The sequence below is a fragment of the Lebetimonas sp. JS138 genome, from assembly GCF_000523335.1.
Classification (GTDB): Bacteria; Campylobacterota; Campylobacteria; order Campylobacterales; family Nautiliaceae; genus Lebetimonas.
The window spans coordinates 864,254-890,852 of sequence record NZ_ATHT01000001.1 but is presented as its reverse complement, the minus strand read 5'-3'; the positions used below and the strand labels follow the sequence as shown (position 1 = coordinate 890,852).

General features: G+C 32.3%; 27 protein-coding genes and 2 pseudogenes. 13 read left to right on the top strand and 16 right to left on the bottom strand.

All coding sequences use genetic code 11. From position 1 onward, the window contains the following. Window positions 1-225 precede the first annotated feature (225 nt). Window positions 226-1,098 (top strand): AEC family transporter, encoded by an 873-nt coding sequence (locus DZ67_RS0105080; RefSeq protein WP_024791823.1) that lies wholly within the window; start codon window positions 226-228, stop codon window positions 1,096-1,098. A gap of 41 nt (window positions 1,099-1,139) precedes the next feature. Then, window positions 1,140-1,352: a 30S ribosomal protein S21 gene (gene rpsU, locus DZ67_RS0105075; protein WP_024787592.1), complete on the top strand. Its 213-nt coding sequence runs from the start codon at window positions 1,140-1,142 to the stop codon at window positions 1,350-1,352. Between the two features lie 36 nt (window positions 1,353-1,388). Here the strand turns inward: rpsU and tsaD are convergent, their stop codons facing one another. Next, window positions 1,389-2,369, bottom strand: coding sequence for a tRNA (adenosine(37)-N6)-threonylcarbamoyltransferase complex transferase subunit TsaD (gene tsaD, locus DZ67_RS0105070; protein ID WP_024791822.1), 981 nt, complete (start codon window positions 2,367-2,369; stop codon window positions 1,389-1,391). Window positions 2,370-2,455: 86 nt separating this feature from the next. On the opposite strand from tsaD, the gene DZ67_RS0105065 reads away from it, so the two are divergent. The 3 genes from DZ67_RS0105065 to DZ67_RS0105050 all read left to right on the top strand — a co-directional run bounded on the left by DZ67_RS0105065 (window position 2,456) and on the right by DZ67_RS0105050 (window position 5,342). After that, the gene (locus tag DZ67_RS0105065) at window positions 2,456-3,124 is read left to right on the top strand and encodes a response regulator transcription factor (RefSeq protein ID WP_024791821.1); all 669 of its coding nucleotides are present in this window, start codon (window positions 2,456-2,458) and stop codon (window positions 3,122-3,124) included. Beyond that, window positions 3,117-4,265, top strand: coding sequence for a sensor histidine kinase (locus DZ67_RS0105060; protein WP_024791820.1), 1,149 nt, complete (start codon window positions 3,117-3,119; stop codon window positions 4,263-4,265). Before DZ67_RS0105065 ends, DZ67_RS0105060 begins: the two co-directional genes overlap by 8 nt. Window positions 4,266-4,409: 144 nt before the next feature. Further along, a complete protein-coding gene (locus DZ67_RS0105050; protein ID WP_024791819.1) occupies window positions 4,410-5,342 on the top strand; it encodes a magnesium transporter CorA family protein in 933 nt (310 codons plus the stop codon). A 104-nt stretch (window positions 5,343-5,446) separates the two neighbouring features. On the opposite strand, the pseudogene DZ67_RS11285 reads toward DZ67_RS0105050, so the two are convergent. The 4 genes and pseudogenes from DZ67_RS11285 to DZ67_RS0105030 all read right to left on the bottom strand — a co-directional run bounded on the left by DZ67_RS11285 (window position 5,447) and on the right by DZ67_RS0105030 (window position 8,569). Continuing rightward, window positions 5,447-6,366: pseudogene (locus DZ67_RS11285) on the bottom strand (thiamine pyrophosphate-dependent enzyme). A 9-nt stretch (window positions 6,367-6,375) separates the two neighbouring features. Next, window positions 6,376-7,593, bottom strand: coding sequence for a 2-oxoacid:ferredoxin oxidoreductase subunit alpha (locus DZ67_RS0105040; RefSeq protein ID WP_024791818.1), 1,218 nt, complete (start codon window positions 7,591-7,593; stop codon window positions 6,376-6,378). 1 nt (window position 7,594) lies between these two features. Further along, window positions 7,595-8,002 (bottom strand): 4Fe-4S dicluster-binding protein, encoded by a 408-nt coding sequence (locus tag DZ67_RS0105035; RefSeq protein ID WP_024791817.1) that lies wholly within the window; start codon window positions 8,000-8,002, stop codon window positions 7,595-7,597. A 9-nt stretch (window positions 8,003-8,011) separates the two neighbouring features. Further along, on the bottom strand, window positions 8,012-8,569 hold the full coding sequence (locus DZ67_RS0105030) for a pyruvate flavodoxin oxidoreductase subunit gamma (protein WP_024791816.1): 558 nt from the start codon (window positions 8,567-8,569) through the stop codon (window positions 8,012-8,014). A 177-nt stretch (window positions 8,570-8,746) separates the two neighbouring features. Between DZ67_RS0105030 and DZ67_RS0105025 the strand changes: the two genes are divergently transcribed. Then, entirely contained in the window at window positions 8,747-10,033 is a 1,287-nt protein-coding gene (locus tag DZ67_RS0105025) for an NAD-binding protein (protein WP_024787584.1), read from the top strand. Further along, complete coding sequence (locus DZ67_RS0105020; RefSeq protein ID WP_024791815.1) at window positions 10,015-11,469, top strand: TrkH family potassium uptake protein; 1,455 nt, start codon at window positions 10,015-10,017, stop codon at window positions 11,467-11,469. The genes DZ67_RS0105025 and DZ67_RS0105020 overlap by 19 nt, the downstream gene beginning before the upstream one ends. On the opposite strand, the gene DZ67_RS0105015 is transcribed toward DZ67_RS0105020, so the two are convergent. From DZ67_RS0105015 to DZ67_RS0104980, 8 genes and pseudogenes are all read right to left on the bottom strand, one after another. Then, window positions 11,466-12,092, bottom strand: a complete 627-nt coding sequence (locus DZ67_RS0105015; RefSeq protein WP_024791814.1) for an HAD family hydrolase — start codon at window positions 12,090-12,092, stop codon at window positions 11,466-11,468. The genes DZ67_RS0105020 and DZ67_RS0105015 overlap by 4 nt on opposite strands. Beyond that, complete coding sequence (gene dxr, locus DZ67_RS0105010) at window positions 12,073-13,161, bottom strand: 1-deoxy-D-xylulose-5-phosphate reductoisomerase (protein ID WP_024787581.1); 1,089 nt, start codon at window positions 13,159-13,161, stop codon at window positions 12,073-12,075. Before dxr ends, DZ67_RS0105015 begins: the two co-directional genes overlap by 20 nt. After that, window positions 13,161-13,898 carry a phosphatidate cytidylyltransferase gene (locus tag DZ67_RS0105005; RefSeq protein WP_024787580.1) on the bottom strand — a complete coding sequence of 246 codons (738 nt, stop codon included), beginning with the start codon at window positions 13,896-13,898 and terminating at the stop codon, window positions 13,161-13,163. The genes dxr and DZ67_RS0105005 overlap by 1 nt, the downstream gene beginning before the upstream one ends. Window positions 13,899-13,969: 71 nt before the next feature. Beyond that, window positions 13,970-14,212, bottom strand: a complete 243-nt coding sequence (locus DZ67_RS0105000) for a hypothetical protein (protein WP_024787579.1) — start codon at window positions 14,210-14,212, stop codon at window positions 13,970-13,972. Then, window positions 14,209-15,504 (bottom strand): NFACT RNA binding domain-containing protein, encoded by a 1,296-nt coding sequence (locus DZ67_RS0104995; RefSeq protein ID WP_024791813.1) that lies wholly within the window; start codon window positions 15,502-15,504, stop codon window positions 14,209-14,211. The genes DZ67_RS0105000 and DZ67_RS0104995 overlap by 4 nt, the downstream gene beginning before the upstream one ends. 75 nt (window positions 15,505-15,579) lie before the next feature. Then, the gene (locus tag DZ67_RS0104990) at window positions 15,580-16,167 is read right to left on the bottom strand and encodes a phosphoribosylanthranilate isomerase (RefSeq protein WP_024787577.1); all 588 of its coding nucleotides are present in this window, start codon (window positions 16,165-16,167) and stop codon (window positions 15,580-15,582) included. Then, the gene (gene rpe, locus DZ67_RS0104985) at window positions 16,168-16,809 is read right to left on the bottom strand and encodes a ribulose-phosphate 3-epimerase (protein WP_024787576.1); all 642 of its coding nucleotides are present in this window, start codon (window positions 16,807-16,809) and stop codon (window positions 16,168-16,170) included. It abuts the gene before it with no gap. Further along, window positions 16,806-17,697, bottom strand: a pseudogene (locus DZ67_RS0104980) (carbon-nitrogen hydrolase). Before DZ67_RS0104980 ends, rpe begins: the two are co-directional and overlap by 4 nt. Before the next feature lie 53 nt (window positions 17,698-17,750). Between DZ67_RS0104980 and DZ67_RS0104975 the strand changes: the two are divergent. The 4 genes from DZ67_RS0104975 (at window position 17,751) to DZ67_RS0104960 (ending at window position 22,303) form a co-directional block, all read left to right on the top strand. Beyond that, window positions 17,751-18,944 (top strand): saccharopine dehydrogenase family protein, encoded by a 1,194-nt coding sequence (locus DZ67_RS0104975; RefSeq protein WP_024791811.1) that lies wholly within the window; start codon window positions 17,751-17,753, stop codon window positions 18,942-18,944. A 102-nt stretch (window positions 18,945-19,046) separates the two neighbouring features. After that, entirely contained in the window at window positions 19,047-20,267 is a 1,221-nt protein-coding gene (locus DZ67_RS0104970) for a saccharopine dehydrogenase family protein (RefSeq protein ID WP_024791810.1), read from the top strand. After that, a complete protein-coding gene (locus DZ67_RS0104965; protein ID WP_024791809.1) occupies window positions 20,257-21,675 on the top strand; it encodes an ArnT family glycosyltransferase in 1,419 nt (472 codons plus the stop codon). The genes DZ67_RS0104970 and DZ67_RS0104965 overlap by 11 nt, the downstream gene beginning before the upstream one ends. A 73-nt stretch (window positions 21,676-21,748) precedes the next feature. After that, entirely contained in the window at window positions 21,749-22,303 is a 555-nt protein-coding gene (locus tag DZ67_RS0104960) for an HdeD family acid-resistance protein (RefSeq protein WP_024787571.1), read from the top strand. Between the two features lie 18 nt (window positions 22,304-22,321). Here the strand turns inward: DZ67_RS0104960 and ciaB are convergent, their stop codons facing one another. From ciaB to DZ67_RS09875, 3 genes are read right to left on the bottom strand one after another with little or no spacing between them, the layout of a single operon-like run. Further along, the gene (ciaB, locus tag DZ67_RS0104955; protein ID WP_024791808.1) at window positions 22,322-24,070 is read right to left on the bottom strand and encodes an invasion protein CiaB; all 1,749 of its coding nucleotides are present in this window, start codon (window positions 24,068-24,070) and stop codon (window positions 22,322-22,324) included. Window positions 24,071-24,084: 14 nt separating this feature from the next. Continuing rightward, complete coding sequence (locus DZ67_RS09880) at window positions 24,085-24,444, bottom strand: rhodanese-like domain-containing protein (protein ID WP_035907141.1); 360 nt, start codon at window positions 24,442-24,444, stop codon at window positions 24,085-24,087. Then, the gene (locus DZ67_RS09875; RefSeq protein WP_035907136.1) at window positions 24,434-24,778 is read right to left on the bottom strand and encodes a ferredoxin-thioredoxin reductase catalytic domain-containing protein; all 345 of its coding nucleotides are present in this window, start codon (window positions 24,776-24,778) and stop codon (window positions 24,434-24,436) included. The genes DZ67_RS09880 and DZ67_RS09875 overlap by 11 nt, the downstream gene beginning before the upstream one ends. 174 nt (window positions 24,779-24,952) lie before the next feature. On the opposite strand from DZ67_RS09875, the gene DZ67_RS0104945 reads away from it, so the two are divergent. Both DZ67_RS0104945 and DZ67_RS0104940 read left to right on the top strand, forming a co-directional pair. Continuing rightward, window positions 24,953-25,291: a P-II family nitrogen regulator gene (locus DZ67_RS0104945; RefSeq protein WP_024787569.1), complete on the top strand. Its 339-nt coding sequence runs from the start codon at window positions 24,953-24,955 to the stop codon at window positions 25,289-25,291. After that, a complete protein-coding gene (locus DZ67_RS0104940) occupies window positions 25,281-26,567 on the top strand; it encodes an ammonium transporter (protein WP_024787568.1) in 1,287 nt (428 codons plus the stop codon). The genes DZ67_RS0104945 and DZ67_RS0104940 overlap by 11 nt, the downstream gene beginning before the upstream one ends. Window positions 26,568-26,599 lie beyond the last annotated feature (32 nt).

The following is a 26,599-nucleotide window of genomic DNA, read 5'->3' as shown; positions in this document are numbered from 1 at the left end:
AATACTGACTAAATAACGAAAAAGTAAAAATATTACAGCGCTCTTTAATTTAACAAAAATTTTGCGTTAAAAAATTGCATCTAACCCGTTAGGGCTGCGTAGCTGTTTGCAATTTTTAGCAAAATTTGAGTGATACTTTAGTAAAATGAAGCACTGAGCTGTAATATTTTTATCTTTGTAGTTTTTTAATTATCCATATTTAATCAGTACTAAAAAAGGTTATGATTGATAATATCAATATTAATTATATTTATTGCGGGATATCTTTTTAAAATATTTAAAAACGACTATTCCAAACCTTTGATAGATATTGTTATTTTTATCTCTTTTCCGGCACTTGTTATTTATAAAATTTATTATTTAAAATATTCGAATGAAATTTTAGAAATTTTTTTTATTTCATTTATCAGTCTTTTATTTGGCATGACATTCGGATTTATAATTTCAAAAATAATGAAATTTGACCAAAAAACATCTGCCGCCGTCCTTTTAACCACGACTCTCGGAAACACATCTTTTTTGGGCTTTCCGATGGTGGTAAGCCTGTTTGGGGAAAAAAATCTAATCTGGGCTATTTTTTTTGATCAGATAATGTTTTTCGGTTTAATTGTTTTTGGAAGTCTGTTTGTGGCATATGGAAGCGAAAAAAAAATAGATATAAAAAGCATGGTAATAGACACATTTAAATTTCCTCCTTTTTTGGCCCTTTTATCAGCTCTGTTTTTAAGAAACTTTCATTTAAATCTGGAATTTTTAAAACCCGTCGGAAATTCTTTAATCTTTTTGGTAATATTGGCAATAGGAATGAGATTCAGCTTTTCGGATGTTAAAAAAAATATAAAACTGGCTTCATTGGTTCTTTTTATAAAAATGTTTTTGGTTCCTCTCAGTGTCTATTTTAGTGTTTATTTCTTTTTTGATATCAAAAATCCCGCATTTCAGGTAGCCTTTACAGAAAGTGCAATGCCTCCTATGGTTATGGCTTCCGTTTTGGCAATAGAGGCAAAACTCAGGGAAGATTTGGCAATTTCCGCCGTGGGGCTCGGAATTTTACTGGCGTTTGTTTTACTGCCTCTTTATAAATATTTATTATTTTGATATAATTGCGTCCTAAAAACAAACGAAAGGTGGTGAGAGCAGTGCCAGGAATCGTAGTACACCCAGGAGAAGATTTCGAATCTGCTTACAGAAAATTCAAAAGACAAGTTGATCGTAACTTGATTGTTGTAGAGCTCAGAAAAAGAAGATTTTACGAACCTCCTAGTGAAGCTCGCAAAAAAGAAAAAATTGCGACTCGTAAAAAAATTCTTAGAAAACTATGGATGCTCAGACGTTACGAATCAAGATTATAATCTTGATTCATTTTTTATATCTCTTACATCCGGCATTTAGCATTCCTTAAACCCTGTCCTTGGCAAAATTTTAATATCTTTATAATCACTGAATTTATTATTTTTATATAATTCAACTGCAGCCCTTGCAATCATCGCCGCATTATCAGAAGTATATTTCATATCCGGATAAAAAAGTTTGAAATTATATACAAGCGAGAGTTTTTCAAATTCTTTCCTTAAAGACTGATTGGCACTAGCCCCTCCCACAATTGCAAAATTTTTAGGTCTCTGTTTTTTAATTGCTCTTTTTGCCATAAAAACCAGATGCTCTATTGCTTTTGCCTGAAAAGAGGCGGCAATATCTTCTTTTTTATATTTGTTTGATTCAATTACAAGTCTTACGGCATTTTTAAGACCGGAATAACTGAATTCTATTTTTGAAGAATTTTTAAGTGGGAGCGGTAAATCTATGCAAACCTTTCCTTTTTTTGCAATTTTTTCTATTTCAGGCCCTCCCGGATAAGGTAATCCCAACATTTTTGCACATTTATCAAAACTTTCCCCAAAACTGTCGTCCAAAGTTGTGCCTATTTCACAAATATCATCAATCCCGTTGAAATTAATTATTTTTGTGTGACCGCCGCTTACCAGTAAAACCATCATGGGCTTGACTTCTTCTTTTTCAATAAATACAGAATATATATGACCTGTTAAATGATTAACGGGAATTATCGGCAAATCAAGAGCAATTGAGAGGGCTTTGGCCATCATTACCCCTTCTTGAAGCGTGACACTGAGCCCCGGCGCATTTGTTACCGCCACGGCTTTAAGTTTTGGAAAAAATTTTTTACATTCATTTAAAATTTTAGGGAGGGCCTCGGCATGAAGTCTGCTTGCAAGTTCGGGTACAACGCCGCCGTAAACAGAATGCTCAAGTTCCTGTGATATTTTTTTATGAAACAGAAGTTTTTTACTTTCTATTTCAACAACAGCTATGCTGCTGTCGTCACAGCTGCTTTCAATTGCTAAAATCATATTTTTTCCTTCAAATATTAAAAAACTTAAAGATTTTTTAAACAAAATAATGTATAATTGTATCATATCAAATAAGGAGGTAAAAAATGAAGATACTGTTAATTGAAGACGATGAAAAAATTGGGGAAAACATAAAAGAATATTTAAAAAAAGAAAATTTCAGGGTAGACTGGGCAAAAGACGGAGAAGAAGGTTATTACCTTGCACAAAACAATAAATACGATGTTTTAATTGTTGACTGGATGCTGCCTAAAATGAGTGGGATTGAGCTTATAAAAAAACTGAGGGAAAAAGACATTTTAACGCCGGCGCTAATTCTTACGGCAAAAAGCGATTTGGAGGATAAACTCGAAGGTCTCAGTGTGGCAGATGATTATTTGACAAAACCTTTTGATTTTGAAGAGCTTGTTGCAAGAATTAAAGCGCTTTTCAGAAGAAGCAAAAATATAAAAGAAAATATTTTAAAAGTGGATGATCTGGAACTGAACCCAGACACAAAAGAAGTAAGAAGAGGAGGAAAAAACATAGAACTTACCGCAAAACAGTTTGAGCTTTTAAAATATTTAATGATAAACAAAGGAAAAATTGTAACTCCTGAAATGATTGCCAACAATTTATGGGAAATGGATGAAGAGATTAATTCAAATGTTATTAATGTTTATATTTCGCATTTAAGAAAAAAAATAGACAAAGACCATGAAAAAAAACTTATAAAAACATTCAGGGGAATGGGTTTTAAAATAAGTGATGAATAATCTTAGAAACGATCTGTTTATAAAATTTGCAGCAGTTGTTTTAATAATAATAGCCCTTTTTGAGGGGGCTTTAATTTTTGCACTTACCAAATCATTTAATATGCATTTAAAAGACAGGCTTGTTATAATAGCTTCGGAAATTGCAAATTCTAAAAAATATAATATAAATAATTTAATAGAACTTCAACACAAATACAAAATTTATCCGCTGTTTGTAAAAATAACGACACTTTCCAAATCCGCTGAAAATTTAAAAAAATATGAGGGTTTTGAAGTAAAAACAATAAAAACACCAAGCGGAATAGAAAAAATGCTTATTTTTAATTATGTTAAAAACAATAAAATAATAAGCGTTAAAACAATTATTTCAGGAAACAGCGACAAAATAGAAATAGTAAGAACGATATCTCTTGCAATATCATTTTTTATTTATCTTATAGTTTTGCTCGTAGGATATAAATTTATAGATGCCATTGCAAAAAATATTGAAAATACAATCAAAAGATTAAAATTTTTCAATTCAAACGTCTCACATGAGCTAAAAACACCTCTGACTATTATGAAAGGGGAAATTGAACTTGCTTTAAAAAAGGATGAATGCAGCGAAAAACTTTTAAAATCTATATTAAATGAAATTAATTATATAAATGACATAACTGAAAAACTGCTGTTTTTAACCAAAAAAGATTTCACAAAAAAAGATTTCAAACAAACAGATTTGGAAGATATTATATTGGAACTATATGAAAAATATTCAAAAAGAATTTCTATAAATCTGGAAATAAGTGAAGATGATTTTCTTATAAACGGGGATAAAACTCTCCTTAAAATGGCAATTTCCAATTTAATTGAAAATTCCATAAAATATCATGCAAAACATATAAATTTAAAATTAAAGAAAATAAAAAATAAAATAAAACTCATTATAGAAGACGACGGAATAGGTATACCAAAAGAAAAGATACCGTTTATATTTGATGAATTTTACAGGGTGGATGAAAGCAGAAACAAAAAAATCAAAGGATTCGGACTTGGTCTTGCCATTGTAAAATCAATATTAAACCTGCACAGCGCCAAAATAAATGTTGAATCTGATATAAACAAAGGTGTAAAATTTACAATAGAATTTAACTCTATTTAAAAAAATATTGGTATAATATCGGTTAGAGAAGGAAAATGTAACCGTTCATTTCAAAATGAAATTAAGGCTATAGATGGAATATAATCATTACATTTTCCGCTGTTTATATTTATATTCCATCTGCAGCCTCCCAAAGGAGAGGCCATGTATATCTACACTGAAAAACTCCTTAAAATGGATGATATTGTCATAACAAACGATATACAAATTATTTTTTCCACCATTGACAATGAAAAAATATTAAACTGGCTTTTAGAAAACCATTTTCCCAACAGTTTTATCGAAGATATGCAAAACGAAGACCAGTCAATAACATATGAAGAGACAGAAAAGTTTAAATTGATTATTATGAAATATATCAGATTCGATGAAGAAGAAAATTTACTCTACGATGATTCGAATGTGGTAATAATAAAAACAAAAAATAAGCTTTTTATTTTAGCACAGGAAAAAGAAATAGTTACGGAAGTTGCAGAACATTTTGAAAAAAAATATAAAAAATCTAATTCTTTTGAATATTTAATTTATATTACTATAGATATTTTGATAGACAACACAATTTTATTGGTTGACGTAATAGACGAAACCCTGGAAGATTTGGAAGATTCTATTTTTCATGAAGAAGTTGAAGAAGACGAACTCCAAAAAGACGTTTATTATGCAAGACGTACATTAAACAGAATTACAAAAGTTTCCATTCACGAAAGAGACATTATAAATAAAATTCACAATAAACTCGATGAGACTCATAAGCATATGCTTAAATATGAATTTATAGACCTAACGGAACATTTAAAATATTTAATCAACGAATCAAAAACCCTGCTTGATAGGACCGGCTATCTCCTTAACCTTCATATGGGTATTATCTCAACCCGTATGAATAAAGCAATGCAACGCCTTGCTGCAATTTCTTTAATTTTTTTGCCTCTTACATTTATAGTTGGAAATTACGGAATGAATTTTAAATATATGCCGGAACTTAACTGGAAATACGGATATTTTGCCACATGGATTATAAATATAAGCATTGCTGTCGGGATTTATGTCTGGCTTAAAAGAAAAAAATGGATTTGATTTTAATAAAAATTAAATATTAAATAAAACATTTTTATATATACATTGTGCCTGTCACTTTTTATAAAAAAGAGAAGAAAAAAGAAAAGAATTTTGTTTTTAACTTAAACTCCGGATTCTTCTCTTCTTTGTAAATAATCCCAATACTGATCCACGTTTTTTTGAATTTCTTCAATAACCCACCTGTTTTCAGGTTTAAACAGATGGGCAAATCTTCCCTGTTTGCCTAAATATTCTTCCACAGGAAGTTTTTGTTTTGGTCTGTAAGTAATTTTTAACCTGTATCCGTCTTCAATTTCATACAAAGGAAAAGCACAGGTTTCAACAGCCAAATCTGCAATTTCCACCGTGTCTTCGGGTTTAAATTTCCATTCAGTCGTACATGGGCTAAGCGCATTTATAAATGTAGGCCCCACAGTAGCAAGAGCTTTTGCCGCTTTGTTTGCTAAATCTTTCCAATGTTTAGTACCTGGTATTGCTGTAGCAACATAAGGACAGCCATGAGCTGCCATAATCATAGTCAAATCCCTTTAGGGGTTGTTGAAGTATGCGCCCCGAGCGGAGTAGATGAACTTCTTTGTCCTCCTGTATTCATATAACCTTCGTTATCTAAACACACATATAAAAAGTCATGACCTCTTTCAGTCGCTCCGCTTAAAGACTGAAAGCCTATATCATATGTCCCGCCGTCTCCTCCGAATGCAACAAATTTTACGTTTCTGTCAGGATTATATGATTTGTTTTTTTTGCTGAGAGCTTTATACATAGCTTCTGCCCCGCTTATTCCGGCAGCCGCATTTTCAAAACCGATATGAAGCCAGGAAACATCCCATGATGTATACGGATAAATCGCACTGCATACTTCAAGACATCCTGTGGCAGTTGAAACAACCAAATCGTCATCAGTTGCATTAACAACTTCTCTAACTATCATACTGTGGGCACATCCGGGACATAATCTGTGCCCGCCTTGAAATCTGTCAGGAGTACAAGCAAACTCTTTTAAATTACCAATATTTTTCATAAAAACTCCTTAATTAAAACTAAGCTCAGGACCTCTAAGGTTAATGAAACCTTGTAAGTCTGTAACTCTTTTTCCAGCTTTTGCATTTTCATTCGCTTCTTTAATTACTTCTAAAATATGACTGGCTGTTGTATCTCTACCGCCAAGACCATAAATATAATTTGTCATAATTGCACTTTGGCCATTTGCATTAAGTGCACCTGCCACTTCATTAAATAATGTCCCCATTGCACCCATTGGAGCACTTCTATCAAGCGCTGCAACTGCTTTTACATTTTTAAGTTTTTGGGCAATTTCATTATATGGAAACGGTCTAAAACTTCTTGGCATTACAAGTCCAGCTTTAATTCCTTCTTCTCTAGCTTTATCTACTGCTACCATTGCAGTTTCATAAGCACTTCCCATTACAACGATTGCAACATCTGCATCTTCAATTTTATAACTTTCAACCCTATTATATTTTCTTCCTGTTAATTTTTCAAAAGCCTCAAAAACTTCATCAATAACTTTTGGAGATTCCATTAACGCTTTATGTTGAGAGGCTTTAAATTCAAAATGCCACTCTTCTTCTGTCTGAGCACCATATGTTTGAGGATTTTTTGTATCAAGCATTGGATTAACAGCTTTATAATCTCCTATAAAATTATATGCATCTTCATCTTGAAGAGGTTCAACTACTTGAGCTGTATGTGAAACTAAAAACCCATCTTGATTAGTAGTAACCGGAAGTCTAACTCTACTATCTTCTGCAACTTTAAATGCACATAAAGTCATATCATATGCTTCTTGAGGATTGTTTGCTATTAAATGAATCCACCCAGCATCTCTTCCTAAATATAAATCACCATGGTCACCGTGAATATTAAGCGGAGATGCTAATGCTCTATTTACAACAGTCATAACAATTGGAAGTCTCATACCACTTGCTTGATATAAGACTTCTGCCATTAATGCATAACCTTGGCTAGAAGTTGCTGTTGCAACTCTACCACCTGCAGCTGCTGCACCAACACATGCACTCATAGCTGAATGTTCACTTTCAACCATTACAAATTCTCCATCAACATATCCATCTGCTAAAAATTGTGCATAATTTTGAACAATAGGAGTTGATGGAGTAATAGGATATGCTGCTACTACATCTACCTGAGCTTGCCTTAGGGCATGGCTTGCAGCCATATTTCCATCCCAAACTTCCTTAGCTTTTAATTCATATTTTTCTGCCATATTAATTCCTTTTATTTTTTTTAGGCCATTGTTTTAATGCTTCATCATTATCCATAAATTCTGGAAACATTAAAAGCGATTTAATAGGTGTAGGACATACATCTACACAAACAGCACAACCTTTACATAAATTATAATTAATTCCAACAATTTTAGCCTGTTTTTTTCCTCTTTTATTTACTACCTCTTCTACCTGAAAGCAGCTGTCCGGGCAGCTTACCCAGCAAAAATCACAGTCTATACATAAATCTCTATTAAATACAGGTTTTTCAACTCTCCAATCTGCAACTCTATAATTGTAAGAATTAAATTTACTTCTTACTTTTTTTTCCGGATCTTCAAAACTTGGAAGTACCGCTCCTGGTTGAATTTTGTCCCAGGTAGTCATCATTTCTTTTGGTGTTGCCATAATTTCTCCTTATTTTACTTCTTCATAAGCTCTTTTAATAGCCCTAATATTTCCATCAATAATTTTTTGAGGGAATTTTGAAAGAATATCTTCAATTGATACCAAAAAATCTTCAAATGGAATAATTTGGCTGATTTTCATAAATGCCCCAAGCATTGGAGTATTCGGAATAGCTCTTCCAATTTCTTCTTGTGAGATTTTAATAGCATCTACAATATATACTTTTTTACCATTCAAATGTTTTGCAATATTTAATAAATCTTCTTTATTCATGTGAGTTGTAACTATAAAAACAGTATCATCTTTTGTATTATCAACTATTTCTTCTTGAAAAACAAGTGATGGATCGATTACTAAAACATAATCCGGGGTCATCCATTTTGAATGATCAAGTATCGGTTTATCATCTATTTTATCATATGCAGTCATTGGTGCCCCTCTTTTTTCCGCACCGTAAACAGAATAAGCCTGAACATATTTTCCAGTTCTTGCCATTACATCCGCAAGAGCCTTTGCTCCAGTTACCGCACCTTGTCCCGCACGTGAGTGCCATCTGATTTGTAGCATTGTTATCCTTTTTGTTTGTATTTTATACAATTTTTCTTAAAGTATTCTTAATATAGCATAAAATCTATCTTTTTTTACGTAATTAAATTTAAACATTTAGCAAATTTACAATTATGTTACTTTTTGTAATAATTTATTGTATAATAAATTTTTAGAAACCTCATATCAAGGAAAAGTATGAATATTTTAATTGCCGGAGCGGGAAAAGTCGGCTACAATTTAGCAAAAATACTTTCAACAAACCATAATATAATTATAGTTGATAAAAACGAAAAAGCTCTCAATTCAATAAAAGAATCTATTGATGTTATGACCATTCAGGGAGACATGAGAGAAGCAAACACTTTTTTACATATAGAAGACAAAATAGATTTTTATATAGCCGTAACAAACAATGATGAAATAAACTTAATTTCAACAATAGTTCTCACAGATATCTTAGAAACAGAAAACATTATTGTAAGACTTACAAACACTTCTTATATTGCAACAAATTTTCAAAAAAAACTTGATATAAACAGGGTGGTTTTCCCTTATAAACTTTCAGCCGCGGCGGTTGCAAAATTACTTGAATTTCCAAAAGCAAACAATATAAAAGAATTCCCTTTCAGCCAATGCGTACTTATTTCTTTTAGCGTAAAAAACCCTCAAATAACAAAAATCAGTGAAATAGAAGAGGATAACGTTAAAATAATAGGCGCAGAAAGAAATAATGAATTTATTTTTTTGGATGAAAATGATGAAATCAAAGAAAATGATTTGTTATATATCTTCGGAAATAAAGAAAAAATTAAAAAATACTTAAATTTAATTGACACTGTTTCTCCTGAAAATATTCAAAATACATTAATATACGGGGCAAATGAACTGGGAATAGAAATAGCGAAAATACTTTCAAATTTTGAAATGAATATAAAAATCTTGGAAAAAGACGAAGAACTGGCCCTAAAAGCCTCTGAAATTTTGGGAGAAAAAGTCAGTATAATAAATTCATCTTACGAAGATGAGGAAATGCTTTTAAACGAAGGGGTTCAATACAGCGATATTGCAATAACGGCTTCCGTAAAAGACGAATCAAACATTATAAAATCCCTTCAGGCAAGAAAACTCGGAATTAAAAAAATAATAACCATAAATAATAATTTAAATTATTACTCATTAATGCACTCTCTCAGGCTCTCAACCATAAGAGGGCCTAAAATAGCGGCTTTTTATGCCATTTTGGAAGAAATAGATTCAAGACTGCTGGTTTATGAAAGATTTTTCCTGGGCGCAAAAGGAAAAATCTTCATTAAACAGATTTATAACGAAAAAATTATTACACCCCCTAAAGAAAAAGCAAAAATTTTAATAATAAGAGAAGACAAAATTTATATATTAAAAGAAAGTTTTGAAATAAAATCAGGCGATATTGTAATGGAATTTAATTTTTCAGGAAACAAAAAATGGATAGAAACTCTTTAAAAAATATTCTCAAATTCCTCTCTCTTGTAGGAATGATAGTCATCGTATTTTTTTTAATACCCATGATTACAGGTTTTATATATCATGAGCATGATAAAAAATTTTTAATTTTTTTATTTTTATCTTTTGTAATTTTCGGAGCTATTTTATATTTTTTAAGAAATCATAAAATGAAAATGAAAATCAAAGAAGCAATATTAAGTGTAAATTTAGTTTGGCTGATGCTTGGCACCCTGGGGGCAATACCGTTAATGATGGGAACTCACGTCAGTTTTATAGACGGATTTTTTGAGGCAATAAGCGGTTTTACAACAACAGGGGCCACAATATATTCAAATATAGAGGCATTGCCAAAATATATATTAATGCTAAGAAGCACTATGCACTGGATAGGCGGTATGGGTATTATTGTTTTGGGCGTCGGACTGCTTTCATTTATAAATCCTACCGGTTCCCTTGCTCTTTTTCAATCCGAATCCACCGGCATAACAGCAGAAAAAATAACCCCAAAGCTAAAACATACGGCTCTAAAATTATGGGGCGTTTACGCACTTTTAACACTGATTGATATGATTTTACTTAAAATAGAGGGAATGAGCTTTTTTGATGCCATAAACCACGCATTCGCCACCCTCTCAACAGGCGGATTTTCAACCAAAAGTTCATCTTTGGGATATTGGAACAACAATTATTTTATTTTGTGGACTACTACATTTTTTATGTTTCTTTCCGGAATGAACTTTTTAGCCCATATAAAACTGCTTAATAAAGATTTTTCAGGTTATAAATCCGAAGAGGTAATGTGGTATACACTGATATTTTTTGTATTGGCGACAGTATTAACATTGGTTCATTATTTCACATCACACGATTCATTTTTCTTCTCCCTTACCCATTCGTTTTTCACTATTTCATCTATTCTTACAACCACAGGTTTTGCAACACTGGATTATTCCACATGGGGGCAGGCGGCAATAGCAATTGTGTTTCTTGCAATGCTAATCGGGGGAAATACAGGTTCAACCGCCGGGGGTATTAAAACAATACGATTTGTTGTTATGTTTAAAAATTTAAAACATCAAATAAGAAAAATACTTCATCCCAATGTTGTATGCTCCGTAAAAATAGACAATAACAAACTTTCCTGTGAAACAGTAAACAACGTTAGTGCATTTATATTTTTATATATTCTTACGGTAGCGGTAATTGCTTTATATTTATTTGCAAACGGATATGACACAATGACTTCTTTAAGCGCCACAATAGCATGTGTCGGTAATATAGGTCCGGGGTTCGGACATGTGGGGCCGGCGGATAATTTTGCTTTTTTTACCCAGCCTCAAAAATTTATTTTGGCAATAGGCATGATTATAGGAAGATTGGAATTTTTTACTGTTTTAATGCTTCTAAGCCGAGAATTTTGGAAAAAATTTTAAAATTTTTCTATAAATTCCACAGCTTCCAAAACATTTTCTTTTATAATTTCGGCGCAGTTTTTCAAATTTTCTTCATATTCCCACTTTACACCAACAGCTTTAATTCCGGCTTCTTTTGCACTTAAAACATCAAGACAGGTATCGCCTACCATAAAAGTATTCTCTTTATTTGCTTTCATAAAATGAATGGCTTTAAAAATAGGCTCAGGATGAGGTTTCGGATTAATTACATCCTCTCTTCCGATTAATACTTCAAAAAATTTTGTAAGATTAAAATAATCCAGCAGTTCTTTTGAATATTTTGCCGTTTTTGTAGTTACAATTCCAAGTCTTGCAAATTCTTTTGCCTTGTTTAGAGCTTCTTTTGTAAACGGTAAAAGTTTTGTTTTTTTAGTAGAAATTTTTCTGTAATGCATTTTATACGTATTTACATATTCATCCACATTTTCATCTATTCCAAGTTTAAAAAACATAATCTCAAGCGGAAGGCCTATAAGTTTTTTTACATTTTCGTCACCAGGATAAGGCTTATTGTATTTTTCAAAAGTAACCTTAAATCCTTCCAAAATAGCCTCTGTTGAATTTATAAGTGTTCCGTCCAAATCAAAAAGAATTACTTTCACACCACTTTTTTACCTCTTTTTTAATTTCAAATATTTCATCAATATTATTTATTTTAACATTTTCAAATTTTTCAACTGCTTTTATTATTATTTTACTAATATCCAAAAAGCCTATCTCTTCCCTTAAAAATCTATCTATTGCAAATTCGTTTGCCGTATTTATAACGATTCCCAAATCTGAATTATTCAGCAAAATTTCTTTAATTTCCCAGACAGGATAACGACCGGAATCTATTTTTCTAAATTCCAAATTTCCGACATCCAACAAATTTACATGCTCTAAAATTTCTTCTTTTACCTCATTTAATATGGCAAAAGAAATAGGAAGCTTCATATCTGTTTTTGAAATATGGGCGGTTGTACTGCCATCCATCCATTCCACCAATGCGTGAATAACGGATTTTGTTTCTATAAAAGCGTCAATATTACTGGTATTAAAAAGCCATTTGGCTTCAAGAAGTTCAAAAAGTTTGTTTACCATTGTAGCCGAATCAATAGTAATTTTAACACCCATAGACCAGTTTGGATGTTTTAACACATCTTTAAGTTTTGCTTCTTTTATTTTCCCTATCGGCCAATCCCTTAAAGCTCCGCCGCTTGCCGTAATATAAAGTTTCCTAAATTTTTCACTTTCTAAGTTTCCATTCAATAAATACCAGATTCCGAAATGTTCACTGTCAATAGGGGTTATCTTATTTATATCTATAAATTTACCGGCAATTACAAGCGATTCTTTATTGGCCAAAGCTATTTTTTTATTTAGCTCCCCCGCTTTTAAAGTGGGTTTAAGCCCGGATTCACCAACAATAGCGTTTACAACTAAATTACTTTTACATTTTTCGAGCATATCCAAAATGGCATTTTCACCGTATAAAATATTTTTAAAATCTACTTTTTCTGCTGTGGCTTTATCTTTTACCACTACAAATTCGGGCTTAAATTTTTTAATCTGTTTGTTTAAAAGTTTATAATTATTTCCCGCAACCAGCATTTCAACAGGAATATTAAATCTTTCGGCAACTTTTAATGTATTTACGCCGATACTCCCGGTTGAACCCAAAACTATCATTATATTCCCAACATTACAAGCATCACAGGGGCGGCAAAAAGATAACTGTCTATTCTGTCAAGCACACCTCCGTGGCCAGGCAGTATATTTCCGCTGTCTTTTACCCCAGCTCTTCTTTTTAAATAACTTTCAAACAAATCTCCAAATACACTTACAATACTGACAACAAAAGAAACCCCAAAAGATATTAAAACAGGATAATAAAAACCTCCGAATATTCCACCTACCAGAACGCCTCCGATAACTCCGCCTATTACACCCTCCCAGGATTTATTGGGTGATGTATGGCAAAATCCGTTTTTAAAAAATTTTTTTGCAAAATTTTTACCTACAAAATATGCAAAACTGTCCGTCAGTGCCACAATTACTATAAGCCATATAACTGTATTCATTCCGTATCTGAAATAAAGAGAGTAAAAAAACATTAAAGGCAAAAACGGATAAACAAAAGGCGCCACCAGATTAATTTCTTTTTGTAAATACGCCACATAAGAAGCTATTATAATAACACCGAAAATTCCTGCAAAAAAAGGATTTATAAAAGAAAAAAGAAGCGATATTCCAAGTATCAGATAAATTTTTTCATCTAAACCAACATTAAATAACCTGCTCGCTTCATAAAATCCTATTATTGTAATAATTGCAAACAAAAACCCGGTTAAATAATAATTATCAATTACCACCGCTATTGCCAAAACCGCTAAAATTCCAACCGCTGTTATAATTCTTTCTTTCACTTTATACCTTTAATTTAATTCTCCATTTTCACAACTCACCACTCGCTATTCACCATTTTCACTATTTTCACCTATGCTTTTATATCAATATGCCTTGTGGCTTCTTTTTTAACCTCTTCTTTTTCACCCTCATCAGGCACTATTTTTTCAATTTCTTCCACAGGTCTTACTTCTTCAACTTTTCTCTCTTTTTCCGCAGAGGCCAATTTTTGCAACTCTTTAGAAACAACTTCTCTTGCCATTATATCAGATGCGATGATTGAAGGGACATGCTGGTTTTGGTTAATTAATGTAATCTGGCCAATTAAACTCATAATTTCACCTTTATAGAAGAATATTTTCCATATTCAACATTTGCCTTGTCTTTAATTTTTACAAATTTTCTTTTAGTATAATCGACAATTCCCTCATCTTTATTAGAAAAAGCTACGGCAAGTTTTGCCCCTTCATTTAATATTTTTTCATCAATTTTTAATTTATTGTTTTTAATAATCACATGGGCGCCCGGATAGTTTTTTATATGCATCCAGATATCGTTTGCATTTGAAATTTTAAGAAGTTTAATATTGCCTTTTTCATTTTTACCAACCATTATCAGATAATCGTCAAACATAAATTTTGCTATGTTTTCGTCCTCTTTTTTTTCTTTTCTGTTAGGCTGGTATTTTTTCAGTGAGCTTAAATCTTTTGCATTTTCCACAAGTTTTTTATAATTTTGCAAAAATTGAAGCTGTGAAGTTAAAAAACCTTTTTCTATATCAATATTTTCAGCCTTTTTTTTAGCTTTTTTCGAAAGTCTGTAATAATAATTTCCTATCTGGTTTATATTTTTAAGCTCCGGCAGAGGCACAGTTGTTTCATTCCCTTCAAAATCATATGTTTTAAGCTCTTTTTCAAAAGGTTTAATCAAGTGTAAATTTGCCATAGCGACATCCGCATATTTTCTATAGGTTTGGCTTTTTTTATCCAGTTCTTCAATATCCGGCAGTTTTTTTATTTTTTTTTCAATCTCTTTTATCTTTTTATTAATTCTGTTTAATATGACTTTTTTGGTTTCATTCACTTTTTTTTCATATTTTTTTTCAAAAAGTTTTTTTGTATAATTTTCCAAATCATCAATTTCAAACTCTTTTTCTTTTATCTCCCTCGGTGGCAGTTCTTTGAGTTTAACCCCGGGTTTCACAATTCTGCTTGATTGGCTTTCGCTGATATGTCTTAGTGATTCTATAACTTCATCAAATTCATTTAAAATTATCGCATTTGTATAACGGCCGGTAAATTCAAATCTTATTTTTACAATCTCTTTTTTAAAATTATTATTATTTTTTGCTGTTATGGTCAATATTCTCTCATTACATTCTACGCCAAGTATTTTGGCTTTTGTAAATTTTTTTTCCAATACTATATCAAAAGGCGCTTTAAACTTTTTAACCAGAGGATAATCAATATTTATATAAATATCGCTGTTTCCTTTTGTCAAATCAAAATAATATCTATCTTTGTCAAACTGCATTAAAATCAGATTCTCATCAATTCTGAAGACTTTTTTTATAATTTTATAATTTTTAAGTTTCTCGGCAATTTTTTTTAAAACAAACGCTTTCAATTATTTTCCTTCACTTTACACTTTATATCATGGCCGCTTTTGATAGCCAGATGAGCAAAGCTCATTTTTAACTTTTCACTTTTTGGCTGTTTCTATAAATTTCCTGACTTTTCTTTTATCTTTCTTGCCGGGAGCGCTTTCAACCCCGCTGCTGACATCCACCCCGTAAAAACCGTAACTTCCTATTTCAAAAACATTCTCAGGAGTAAGACCACCGGCTAAAATAATTTTTGAATTCTCTTTTGTTTCAAACCATTCAAGCGCCAATCTTTTCCCGCTTCCCCCAAATTCAGGGACATATGCATCCACAATCCTGTATTCGCCGGCATATTTATCAATATCTTTTTTTTCTTTTGCCCTCACAACCTTTAAATATTTACAGTTCAGTTTTTTAAAAAAACTTTTGTCAGCTTCAAAATGAATCTGTGCAATATCCGCTTTTGTATAAGCCATTACCTCATTTACAAATTCCGGCGCCACTTTTACAAACAAAACTGCTTTTACCACAAAAGGAGGAAGTTTTTCAATTATTTTTTTAATCTCAACCGGGCTTATAAACCTCGGGGATTTTTCATATGTTACAAATCCAAGGGCATCAGCTCCGGCATCGCAGGAAATTTTAGCATCTTCCCAGTTTGTAATACCGCAGATTTTTACCCTCATTTACACCCTTAAACTTTCGATCGCTTTTTTGTAATCACCGCTTTTAAAAACATAACTTCCCGCCACCAAAATGTCGGCACCCGCTTCAAGAAGCGCTTTTGCGTTTTTACCATTCACCCCTCCGTCTATTTCTATCAAAAGAGACGGGTTTCTTTTAACAGAGAGTTCTCTTAATTCCTCTGTTTTTCTTAAAGTGGACGTAATAAACTTCTGCCCTCCGAATCCCGGATTCACACTCATTAAAAGCACCATGTCAACATCTTCAATTATATAATCAAGCAAACAAACAGGCGTTGCCGGATTAAGTACAACTGCCGGACGGATATTTTCTTTTCTTATTTTTTGAATAACCCTGTTTATATGTTTTTCCTCTTCTACATGAAAACTTATAAATTCCGGTTCTAAATGTTTATACATATCTACAAAAAAAGGAATATTTTCAACCATAAAATGTATATCAAGCGGCACGCTCGCAGTCTTTTTTACCGCTTCAATTATCATAGGTCCCATCGTCATATTCGGTACAAAATGCCCGTCCATTATATCGCAGTGAATATAATCTGCGCCCGCTTCGCATACCGCCTTTACCTCATCAGCTAATCTGCCAAAATCTGCACTTAAAATACTTGGTGCAACTTTCATTTACAATACCTCCCGTTTATACAATTATAAATATCTATTCTTCTATCCCTAAAAAACGGCCATATTTTTCTAACTTCACGTGCAGCTTTTAAATCTATTTTGGCTTCAATTATCTCTTCATTCATACCGCCTCTTACAATTTCTTCTCCCTGAGGCCCGAAAACAAAACTGTTTCCCCAAAATTCAATCCCACCTAAAACGCCTGATGGGTCTCTTTCTTTTCCTACTCTATTAACTGCTGCCACATAAACACCATTTGCCACAGCATGTCCTCTTTGGACACTTATCCATGCATTTAGCATTTTTTCTTTTTCTTCAATTGTATTTTCTTTTTCACAAAGCTCATCAATTCTATCTTCAGGACACATAAGCCAGCCTATTGCCGTTGGATAAATCAATATTTCAGCTCCTTTAAGTGCCATAATCCTTGCAGCTTCTGGATACCACTGATCCCAACAAACTAATACCCCAAGTCTTCCAACACTGGTATCAATTGGCTCTATTGAATCACCTGGAGTAAAATAAAATTTTTCATAAAATCCCGGGTCATCTGGAATATGTGTTTTTCTGTATTTTCCAACCACTTCCCCTCTATCAAAAACTACCGCCGTATTATAATAAATCCCATCCATTACTTTTTCAAAAAGACTTGTAACTAATACTCTTTTTTCTTTTTTGCTAACTTCGGCCCAAAATTTAATATCCTCTTCAAAACTCTCAGCATATTCAAAATATTTAGTATCTTCATTTTTACAAAAATATTCACTTTGATGCAACTCCTGCAAAATAACAAGCTCTCCGTTTGATTTTTTTATCATTTCAACAGTATGATTGATTGTATCTTTTTTATTTCCTTTGAAAGTATTGCTGAATAAGAGAAATTTTCATAATTATAACAAAATGTTATTTGAAAAATGATATAATTTGAAAAAAGGAGGATGATGGCAAACTTATTAATAATTGGAGCCGGTGGAGTTGGAAGGGTTTCTGCTTTTAAAGCTGCTAAAAACAAAGATACTTTTAAAAATATCGTGCTTGCAAGCAGAACAAAAAGTAAGTGTGATGATATTGCAAAAGATATTAAAGAAAAGCTCGGTATTGAAATAAAAACTTACGAATTAGACGCAAATAAAAAAGAAAATGTAGTGAAATTAATAAAAAAAGAAAATATTGATATTGTCTGCCATGTGGCGCTTCCTTATCAAAACCTGCCTATTATGGATGCTTGTATTGAAACAGGCACAGCTTATCTTGATACAGCTTTAGCTGAGAGTGAAGATAATCCAGATACTTATTATAATTTGCAATGGGCAAAAGATAAAGATTTTAAAAAAGCTCATACTATGGCACTTCTTGGATGTGGGTTTGACCCGGGAGTTACTTCTATAATGGTTAAATATGCGGCTGATTACCTGCTGGATGAATTGAAAGAAATTGAAATATATGACTGTAATTTCGGAAGCCACGGAAGGGCATTTGCCACAAATTTTGACCCTGAAATTAACCTTAGAGAGCTTAACCTGCCTGGTAAATACTGGGAAAATGGAAAATGGCATACAACAAAACCGTTTGAAATACAGACTAAACACAATTATCCGGAATGCGGGGAGGCTACAAGCATTTTAATATGGCATGAAGAGCTTGAGAGTATTGTAAAACATTTCCCAAATTTAAAGAGTGCAAAATTTTATATGTGTTTCAGCAACCGGTATTTATATCATTTTAATGCTTTAAAAAATATAGGGATGTTCAGTATTGAACCTATTGAAATTTGTGAAGGCTGCAGCATTTCACCTCTTAAGTTCCTGGCAAAAATACTGCCTGACCCACAGGAGCTTGTTATAAACTACAAAGGTAAAACAAATATCGGAGTAATTGTAAGAGGTAAAAAAGATGGCATTGAAAAAGAATACTATATCTATAACATCTGCGAGCATGAAAAAGCTATTAAAGAAACAGGAGCACATTGTGTAAGTTATACAACAGGAGTGCCTGCAATTATTGGATGTAAATTAATGGCTAAAAAAATATGGTGGAGTGAGGGCGTACACAATGTAGAAGAATTTGATGCTTTAGCCTTCTTTGAAGAAATGAAACAACAAGGGCTTCCTATTAAAATCAAGGAGATAAAATGATAAATTTAGAAGAAAAACTTTTCTTTAGAAAAAGTTGATTCCCCTTTATGGCATAAAGATATATTAAACAAAAGAATTTCAAAATAAGAAAAAGGAGATAAAATGAGTAATTTACTAATAATCGGAGCTGGAGGAGTTGGCAGGGTTGCCACTTTTAAAGCAGCGATGAATAACCACATATTTAAAAATATTGTGCTTGCTAGCAGGACAAAATCTAAATGCGATAAAATAGCAAAAGATATTAAAAATCGCCTTGGAGTTGAAGTTAAAACAGCTGAAATTGATGCAATGGATGTGGAAGCTACTGCAAAACTAATAAAAGAAACAAACAGTGATATTGTCTTAAACGTTGCGCTTCCTTATCAGGATTTGGCAATAATGGATGCTTGTTTAAAAGCAGATGCTCATTATGTAGATACTGCAAATTATGAACATCCTGATGAGGCCAAGTTTGAATACAAACTTCAATGGGCAAAAGATGATGATTTTAAAAAAGTAGGCCTTATGGCTCTTCTTGGTAGCGGGTTTGACCCAGGAGTTACAAATGTATTTACAGCCTTTGCTACACAGGAGCTTTTAGATGAAATAGAATATCTTGATATTCTTGATTGTAATGCGGGAGATCATGGATATCCTTTTGCTACAAACTTTAACCCGGAAATTAATATCCGTGAAATTACACAAAAAGGAAAATATTACGAAAATGGAGAGTGGAGAGAAATTGAACCAATGAGTATTAGCTTTAAATGGAATTATAGAGGAGTTGGAGAATATCCAAGTTATCTTTTATATCACGAAGAGCTTGAAAGCCTTACTAAAAATTTCCCTTCAATTAAGAGAGCTAGATTTTTTATGACTTTTTCTGATAAATACCTCTGGCACTTAAGAGCTCTTCAAAATGTGGGAATGACAAGTATTGAGCCAATTGAAGTTTGTAAAAACTGCAAAATTTCTCCAATGGAATTTCTAAAAAAAGTTTTGCCAGACCCTGCAAGCTTAGGCCCTAGAACAAAAGGACAAACTCATATAGGAGTTATAGCAACCGGATATAAAAATGGTGAGAAAAAAAGATATTACATTTATAATATATGTGACCATCAATGTGCTTTTAGAGAAGTTGGAGCTCAGTGTGTAAGCTATACTACAGGGGTTCCTGCAATGATTGGAGCTAAAATGATAGCTACAAAAGAGTGGTTTAGTGCAGGAGTTAAAAATATGGAAGAGTTTCCAGCAAGACCATTTATGTATGAACTAAATAAAAACGGACTCCCTTGGTTTGTTGAAGAGCTACCTACTGAAGGTTTAGCAATTGATGAAATATAATTTTAAAAACTTTTTTCTTTTTGCCCTTTTACTAACACTTTACAGACTTTTTGTTTTATATCATGTAAATATTGATTTACATGTGGATGAAGCATATTACTGGGGATGGTCAAAACATCTCGATTTTGGATATTATTCAAAACCCCCTATGATTGCATGGGTTATTCATTTAGCTTCAACAATTTGCGGTGATAGTGAAATATGTATAAAATCCCCTGCACTTATTTTATATCTCCTAACATCAATTATTGTTTTTAAAATTGCAAAAGAGTTATTTGATGAAAAAGTTGCTTTTTTTTCAGGAATCACTTTTATTACAATGCCTTTTGTATCTTTTTATTCTATGGCTATTACAACAGATAGTGTTTTACTATTTTTTTATTCTTTAACACTTCTATTTTTTATAAAAGCAATAAAAGAAGATAAATTAATTTATTGGATAATTGCAGGAATTAGTGGTGGATTTGGATTACTTAGCAAATATAATATGATTTTATTTACTTTAAGTGTTGTAATTTATCTTTTTTTATGCAAAAAAGAAGAATTTAAGAAAAAAAATTTATATATAGCAATGGTTATTGCAGCAGCCATTTATCTTCCAAATTTAATATGGAATTATCATCATAATTTTATAACATTTGATCATATAGAAGATATAAGCGAAATAGACAGAAAACTTTTTCATCCAAAACATCTGTTAAATTTTATTTTAACTCAATTTGGTGTATTTGGACCTGTATTTTTTGGAGTTTTACTCTATCTTTTAATAAAGCCTTATTTTAAAAACTGCAAATATAAACTTCTCTATTCTTTTGCATTTGTATTTTTAGGAGTAATTTCCCTGCAGGCATTCTTAACAAGGGCTTTTGCAAACTGGGCAAGTGCTACATATATTGCTGGAAGTGTTTTAGTAATTGCTTATTTAATTGAAAAAAATAAAATTAATTTAATAAAAATAGGAATAGCTATTAATTTAACAGCAGCAATTTTATTTTACCATTATCATGACATTGCTAAACTTTTAAATATTACACTAACTTCAAAAACAGACCCGTTCAAAAGAGTTTTAGGATGGAGGGAAATTGCTGATAGACTAAAACCCATAATTAAAAAATATAATTATCCTCTTATGTTTGATGATAGGGTGATTATGGCTGAAATGATTTATTATTTAAGACCAAATGTCTTTAATTCTGTAATGTTTAACTCAAGCGGAAAAATAGAAAACCAGTATGATATGGACACAAAACCTGAAACTGGGAAAAGTTATATTTATATTACAAAAGAAAATCAGGCTAAAAAGTATTTTCAAAATTTAAAACTGATTAAAATTATAAACGTTCCTTTATATCAGGATTATAATAGAACATACAAAGTATATTTAATGAAGAATTTTAAAGGATATTGAGTTATTTTTACTAAAATTTATTGACTTATCTTAAAATAAGTTATATAATTATAAAAATTTTAAGGAGAGAGAAATGTTTATCAATACTATAGATAAAGAAAAGCTCAAAGAGTTTAGCACTCTTTCAATAATTGCAGGTATTTTAATGGCAATTGCAGGTATTCTTGCTATTATTAAACCAGTTGCCGGAAGTTTAGCATTTGTAATATTTTTAGGGGCTTTGTTTTTAGCCGCGGGACTGGTTCAATTATATACCACATTTAAGGCTCATACAAAAAGTTTAAGTGCTTGGTTTAAGGCTTTAATGCTTTTAATTACAGGTATTTTACTTTTAATCTGGCCCGGAAGCGGCGTAGCAGCAGTGGCAATACTTTTTGCGGCATATTTTTTCTTTGACGCATTTGCAAGTTTCGGTATAGCCCTTGATTTAAAACCTTTAAGTGGTTGGTGGCTCTCTTTGCTAAACGGGGCATTAAGTTTCATTTTGGGAATTATTTTAGTAATCGGTTGGCCTTTTAGTTCATTTTTTACAGTAGGGATAATCGTGGGGGTCAGTTTTTTAATGGACGGGATTGTTCTTGTATATCTCGGATGGATGGCTAAAAAAGGGGCATACGACGAAAAATAATTCGTCTTTGCCCAAAATTTAATCTTTATAGATCCTTTCTCCGATTTCTCTGTATCTTTGATAATAATACTTTACAAATTCATTCGCTTTTTTATTTATTGGATAATAATTTTTATCTTTATAAACAATTTTATCCAAAAATTCTTTTGCATCTTTTTTTTCAATATAATGATTTGCCAAATCCAAATAGGTATCTTTATACCAAACTTTAAGTTTTTCATAATTTTCATAATTATATTCCAGATTCTTACCGTTAAATTTAATTACTTCATTTTCAAAAAGCCCGGTTAAATGAATAAGCCCTTCAATATAATAAGGCAGCACCTCGTCAACTTCCATCCAGGAAATTAATCCAACAGCCCTTTTTATTGTATCTTCCAATACAGATTCGGCCAATTCTTTTTCTTCATTTTCAAAAAACGCCATCAGTCCGCCTGTTGTTGCTTTAAATTCCTCTATATTTTTAAACATACCGCTTTTATTCATTTTAGCTTCGCTCTCTTCATCCACCCATAAAATATGCCCAAATTCATGGCCTATTGTTGTAATGTCATAAACTTTTACAAATTTTTCTTTATCTTCTAAGTTTTTATAAAACTTATCCATAAATTCTTTACCTAAAATTTCATAACTGAGAAGCATTTTTGGTCTAGCTTTAATATCTTCATAAACTTTATCTACAAAAGCAAATATTTTTTTGCCTTTTTCACGACTTACACCCTCATCATTTGGAACAACCTGGGCTGAAAAAAGTCCGTTAAACTCAGCTCCGTAAAAAAGAGCGGGTGTTGAAATGAAAAGCTTAGTTCTTTCAATATTTTTTATGGCATTTTCTAAAAGATTTTCATCAGTGCACTGTTTTTTATACATTTTAACAATATTATCTTTTACTCTGCTTTTAACATTCGGGTTTTGAATCCTTACATCAAGCTCAAGCGCCACGGCTTTACGGAATTTATCCTCATAATATTCAAGCGGATGACCTACCTGAATCGGGGAATCTATATCCATCCAGATTCTGTCCACATTTGCCCATCTTTTAATAAGTTCTTTTCTATTTTTTTCGAGAAGCGCCGTTTTCAGGGCGTTAAAATACAAAATCCATTCGGCTTTTTTTTCATTTTCCAGCTTTTCAAGAGCTAAAATAAGTCCGTCTATCGCCTTAACAGCTTCATTTACTTCCTCTTCAAAAACCTCTGCGTATGTTTTGACCACATATCCGTTTTTGGTTTTTACCAAAACACTGTAACTTCTGTCTGCCGTTTTTTTATCTAGTAAATCATTTTCAATTAAATAATCCATCACTTTTGCCTCGTCGCCTGCAAATTCCAAAGACAGCTCTTCATTAACTGTATGAATAATATGTTTTGTCCATTTTGGCTGCCATGCAGAAAAAGCAATTCCTATTTTATGCACACCTCTTAAAAGTTCAGTATAAAAAGGCCCTATAAAAGGTGAAAGTTCGTTTATAAGTTTTTCATGCTCTTTTATCCAGAAATTTTTGGTAAGTTCGTATAAATCAAGCTGAATTTCCTTTATTTCCGATTCATTCAATTTTGCTTTTTTTAAAAGATTTATAAGAGAATCTTCCCTTAAATGAAAAAATCTTTTTTTAAGGGCAGTTAAATTATCCTCATTTATTTCCAGGTTCAGTGTTTTTAATATCTCTTCAAACAATGCCCTTATATCATCCGGGCATTTTTTAAAATATTTATTTATTTTTTCATCTCTTTTTCTCACAATTTCATAAGCCTTATTTAAAAACATATTTTTCCTTTTAATTATTTGTCCTTTTCAATAATTCCAGGATAATTGATAATACCCTGTGCTAAATGGGGAACATCTATATTAAACTTTTGTTTTAAATAATTTTGAAGATAAGAAGTTCTGTTCCCGCTTCTGCAATAAATTATAAAATCTTTTTTATTTTTTATTAAATCATTCCATATTTTCATATCATTTTGAAAATTTGTAATAGGAAGCAGTCTGTCGACACCTTTTATTTTTGCCTCTTTGTATTCAAACGGCTCTCTAATATCAATAAGTTCAAAATCTATTAATTTATTTTTTCTGGCGTTTAACAATTCAACCAGTTCATCTCCCAAAATCTGGGTTTTTTTTAAAATATTTTTATTTTTCATCCATTCCCTTTTTCATTTCTTCACATTTATCCGGATTACAGAAAATTCCGCAGTGACAGCACCCTTCCGCTACCTCGTGGTCAATTGCCGGTTTACAGGGGCAGATTCTGTCTTCTTTATCACCCATAGGGATAAAACAAGGACAGTATCTTTTTCCAAACATTAATTTATTTCTTGTAAGCCCCATAACAATGGCATCATAAACTTCTTTATCCGGAGTTATACACCACCCGAACTGTTTTACAACTTTTTCAACAAATTTTTTTGTTTTTTCTTCTTCAGTTTTAAATTCTTCGCTGTTCATATTAACATCGTCTCTTTTTGGTTTAAGCATAAACCCTCCTTTTTTGCTTGATTTTATCAAATTAAAAAAAAATGTCAAAAAAGATATAATTCATCTTAATTTAATATTTTCTTTACACCAATTGATTAAAATTTAATCAATTTAAAGAATAAACTCTTACAAAAAAATTGTTACACTTTCAATGTAAAAAATAAAGGAGGAGCTATGAAAAAAATTGAAGCAATTGTAAAGCCTTTTAAATTAGATGAAATTAAAGAGGCTTTGGTTGAGGCTGAAATTACAGGTATAACTGTAAGTGAAGTAAAGGGTCACGGCAGACAGCACGGCCACACTGAATTATACAGAGGTGCGGAATATGTTGTCGATTTTTTGCCGAAAATAAAACTTGAAATTTTTGTAAATGACGATTTTCTGGAAAAAACGGTTGAAATTATTCAAACCCATGCAAGAACAGGAAAAATCGGAGATGGAAAAATATTTATCCTGCCTGTGGAAGATGCTATAAGAATAAGAACAGGGGAAAGGGGAAGTGATGCTGTTTAGAATATTATCTATTTTGGGACTGGCAAGCCTGGCTTTTGCAGGTGAGCCTACACTTGATTCTGGAAATACATCATGGATGATGACGGCAACTGCGCTTGTTATGCTTATGACACCGGCAGGGCTTGCACTGTTTTACGCAGGTATGACAAGAGCTAAAAACGCATTAAATACAACAATGATGGTCTTTACAGCTTATGCCCTAGCAACGGTAGTCTGGGTGTTTTGGGCATATTCTCTGGCTTTTGGGGACGATGTCGCAGGAATTATCGGTAGTTTAAAACATATATTCCTTAACGGAATAGGATATAACGATTTGGAAAGCAGCGGTTATCCGAGTTATGTGTTTGTTGCGTTCCAGGGAACTTTTGCCGCAATTACAGTGGCAATTGCAAGCGGTAGTATAATTGAAAGAACTAAATTTTCAACATGGCTGGTGTTTGTAATTCTTTGGGGAACATTTGTTTATGCTCCTATTGCCCATATGGTATGGGGAGGAGGATTTTTATATAACGCAGGTGCACTTGATTTTGCCGGTGGAACAGTTGTTCATATGAACGGAGGTCTTGCAGGGCTTGTTGCAGCTATTATGATAGGTAAAAGAAAAGGTTATCCTAAAACTCAAATGATGCCAAGCAGTATTATTTTAACAGCACTCGGCGCATCTTTACTTTGGTTCGGATGGTTCGGATTCAATGCCGGAAGTGAATTCGCAGCCGACGGAGTTGCTGGAAGCGCATTTTTGATGACAAACTTTGCAGCGGCAGCAGCAGCAGTTACATGGATTATTTTAGATTACATCAAATTTGGTAAACCTACATTACTTGGTGCAGCTTCCGGTGCTGTGGCAGGACTTGTTGCAATTACACCGGCTGCCGGATTTGTCGGTGTAATAGGTGCTTTGATAATAGGTATAGGCGGAAGCGTATTTGGATTTTTCGGTGTAACAGTACTTAAAAAAATATTTAAATACGATGATTCACTTGATGCATTCGGTGTTCACTTTATCGCAGGTCTTTGGGGTGCACTTGCAACAGGACTGTTTGCTCTTAAAGATTTGGCATGGGCAGGAAGTCCTTTGCATGACCACGGAGACAGATTGGGACAGATGATAGTACAATTGGAATCAGTTGCTGTAACTATTATTTTCACAGCCATAATGACAGCAATTGTTTTAAAAGTATCAAGTCTTCTTACAGGGGGAGCCAGAGTCAGTGAAGAAGCAGAAGTTGAAGGTCTTGACGCTACAATCCACGGAGAAAAAGGTTTTAACTTATAATTAACCCCAAAAAACCTATCGGTTTTTTGGGG

What these genes read in the sequence shown, in the direction of transcription:
- DZ67_RS0105020 (WP_024791815.1), top strand. Translation starts at nt 10,015, where the DNA reads ATGGATAGAAACTCTTTAAAAAATATTCTCAAATTCCTCTCTCTTGTA.
- DZ67_RS0104975 (WP_024791811.1), top strand. Translation starts at nt 17,751, where the DNA reads ATGGCAAACTTATTAATAATTGGAGCCGGTGGAGTTGGAAGGGTTTCT.
- DZ67_RS0104945 (WP_024787569.1), top strand. Translation starts at nt 24,953, where the DNA reads ATGAAAAAAATTGAAGCAATTGTAAAGCCTTTTAAATTAGATGAAATT.
- dxr (WP_024787581.1), bottom strand. Translation starts at nt 13,161, where the DNA reads ATGATAGTTTTGGGTTCAACCGGGAGTATCGGCGTAAATACATTAAAA.
- DZ67_RS0104965 (WP_024791809.1), top strand. Translation starts at nt 20,257, where the DNA reads ATGAAATATAATTTTAAAAACTTTTTTCTTTTTGCCCTTTTACTAACA.
- DZ67_RS0105050 (WP_024791819.1), top strand. Translation starts at nt 4,410, where the DNA reads ATGTATATCTACACTGAAAAACTCCTTAAAATGGATGATATTGTCATA.
- ciaB (WP_024791808.1), bottom strand. Translation starts at nt 24,070, where the DNA reads ATGTTTTTAAATAAGGCTTATGAAATTGTGAGAAAAAGAGATGAAAAA.
- DZ67_RS0104940 (WP_024787568.1), top strand. Translation starts at nt 25,281, where the DNA reads ATGCTGTTTAGAATATTATCTATTTTGGGACTGGCAAGCCTGGCTTTT.
- DZ67_RS0104990 (WP_024787577.1), bottom strand. Translation starts at nt 16,167, where the DNA reads ATGAGGGTAAAAATCTGCGGTATTACAAACTGGGAAGATGCTAAAATT.
- DZ67_RS0105040 (WP_024791818.1), bottom strand. Translation starts at nt 7,593, where the DNA reads ATGGCAGAAAAATATGAATTAAAAGCTAAGGAAGTTTGGGATGGAAAT.
- DZ67_RS09880 (WP_035907141.1), bottom strand. Translation starts at nt 24,444, where the DNA reads ATGAAAAATAAAAATATTTTAAAAAAAACCCAGATTTTGGGAGATGAA.
- DZ67_RS09875 (WP_035907136.1), bottom strand. Translation starts at nt 24,778, where the DNA reads ATGCTTAAACCAAAAAGAGACGATGTTAATATGAACAGCGAAGAATTT.
- DZ67_RS0105065 (WP_024791821.1), top strand. Translation starts at nt 2,456, where the DNA reads ATGAAGATACTGTTAATTGAAGACGATGAAAAAATTGGGGAAAACATA.
- DZ67_RS0105025 (WP_024787584.1), top strand. Translation starts at nt 8,747, where the DNA reads ATGAATATTTTAATTGCCGGAGCGGGAAAAGTCGGCTACAATTTAGCA.
- DZ67_RS0104970 (WP_024791810.1), top strand. Translation starts at nt 19,047, where the DNA reads ATGAGTAATTTACTAATAATCGGAGCTGGAGGAGTTGGCAGGGTTGCC.
- DZ67_RS0105060 (WP_024791820.1), top strand. Translation starts at nt 3,117, where the DNA reads ATGAATAATCTTAGAAACGATCTGTTTATAAAATTTGCAGCAGTTGTT.
- DZ67_RS0104960 (WP_024787571.1), top strand. Translation starts at nt 21,749, where the DNA reads ATGTTTATCAATACTATAGATAAAGAAAAGCTCAAAGAGTTTAGCACT.
- DZ67_RS0105035 (WP_024791817.1), bottom strand. Translation starts at nt 8,002, where the DNA reads ATGGCAACACCAAAAGAAATGATGACTACCTGGGACAAAATTCAACCA.
- rpe (WP_024787576.1), bottom strand. Translation starts at nt 16,809, where the DNA reads ATGAAAGTTGCACCAAGTATTTTAAGTGCAGATTTTGGCAGATTAGCT.
- DZ67_RS0105030 (WP_024791816.1), bottom strand. Translation starts at nt 8,569, where the DNA reads ATGCTACAAATCAGATGGCACTCACGTGCGGGACAAGGTGCGGTAACT.
- tsaD (WP_024791822.1), bottom strand. Translation starts at nt 2,369, where the DNA reads ATGATTTTAGCAATTGAAAGCAGCTGTGACGACAGCAGCATAGCTGTT.
- DZ67_RS0105000 (WP_024787579.1), bottom strand. Translation starts at nt 14,212, where the DNA reads ATGAGTTTAATTGGCCAGATTACATTAATTAACCAAAACCAGCATGTC.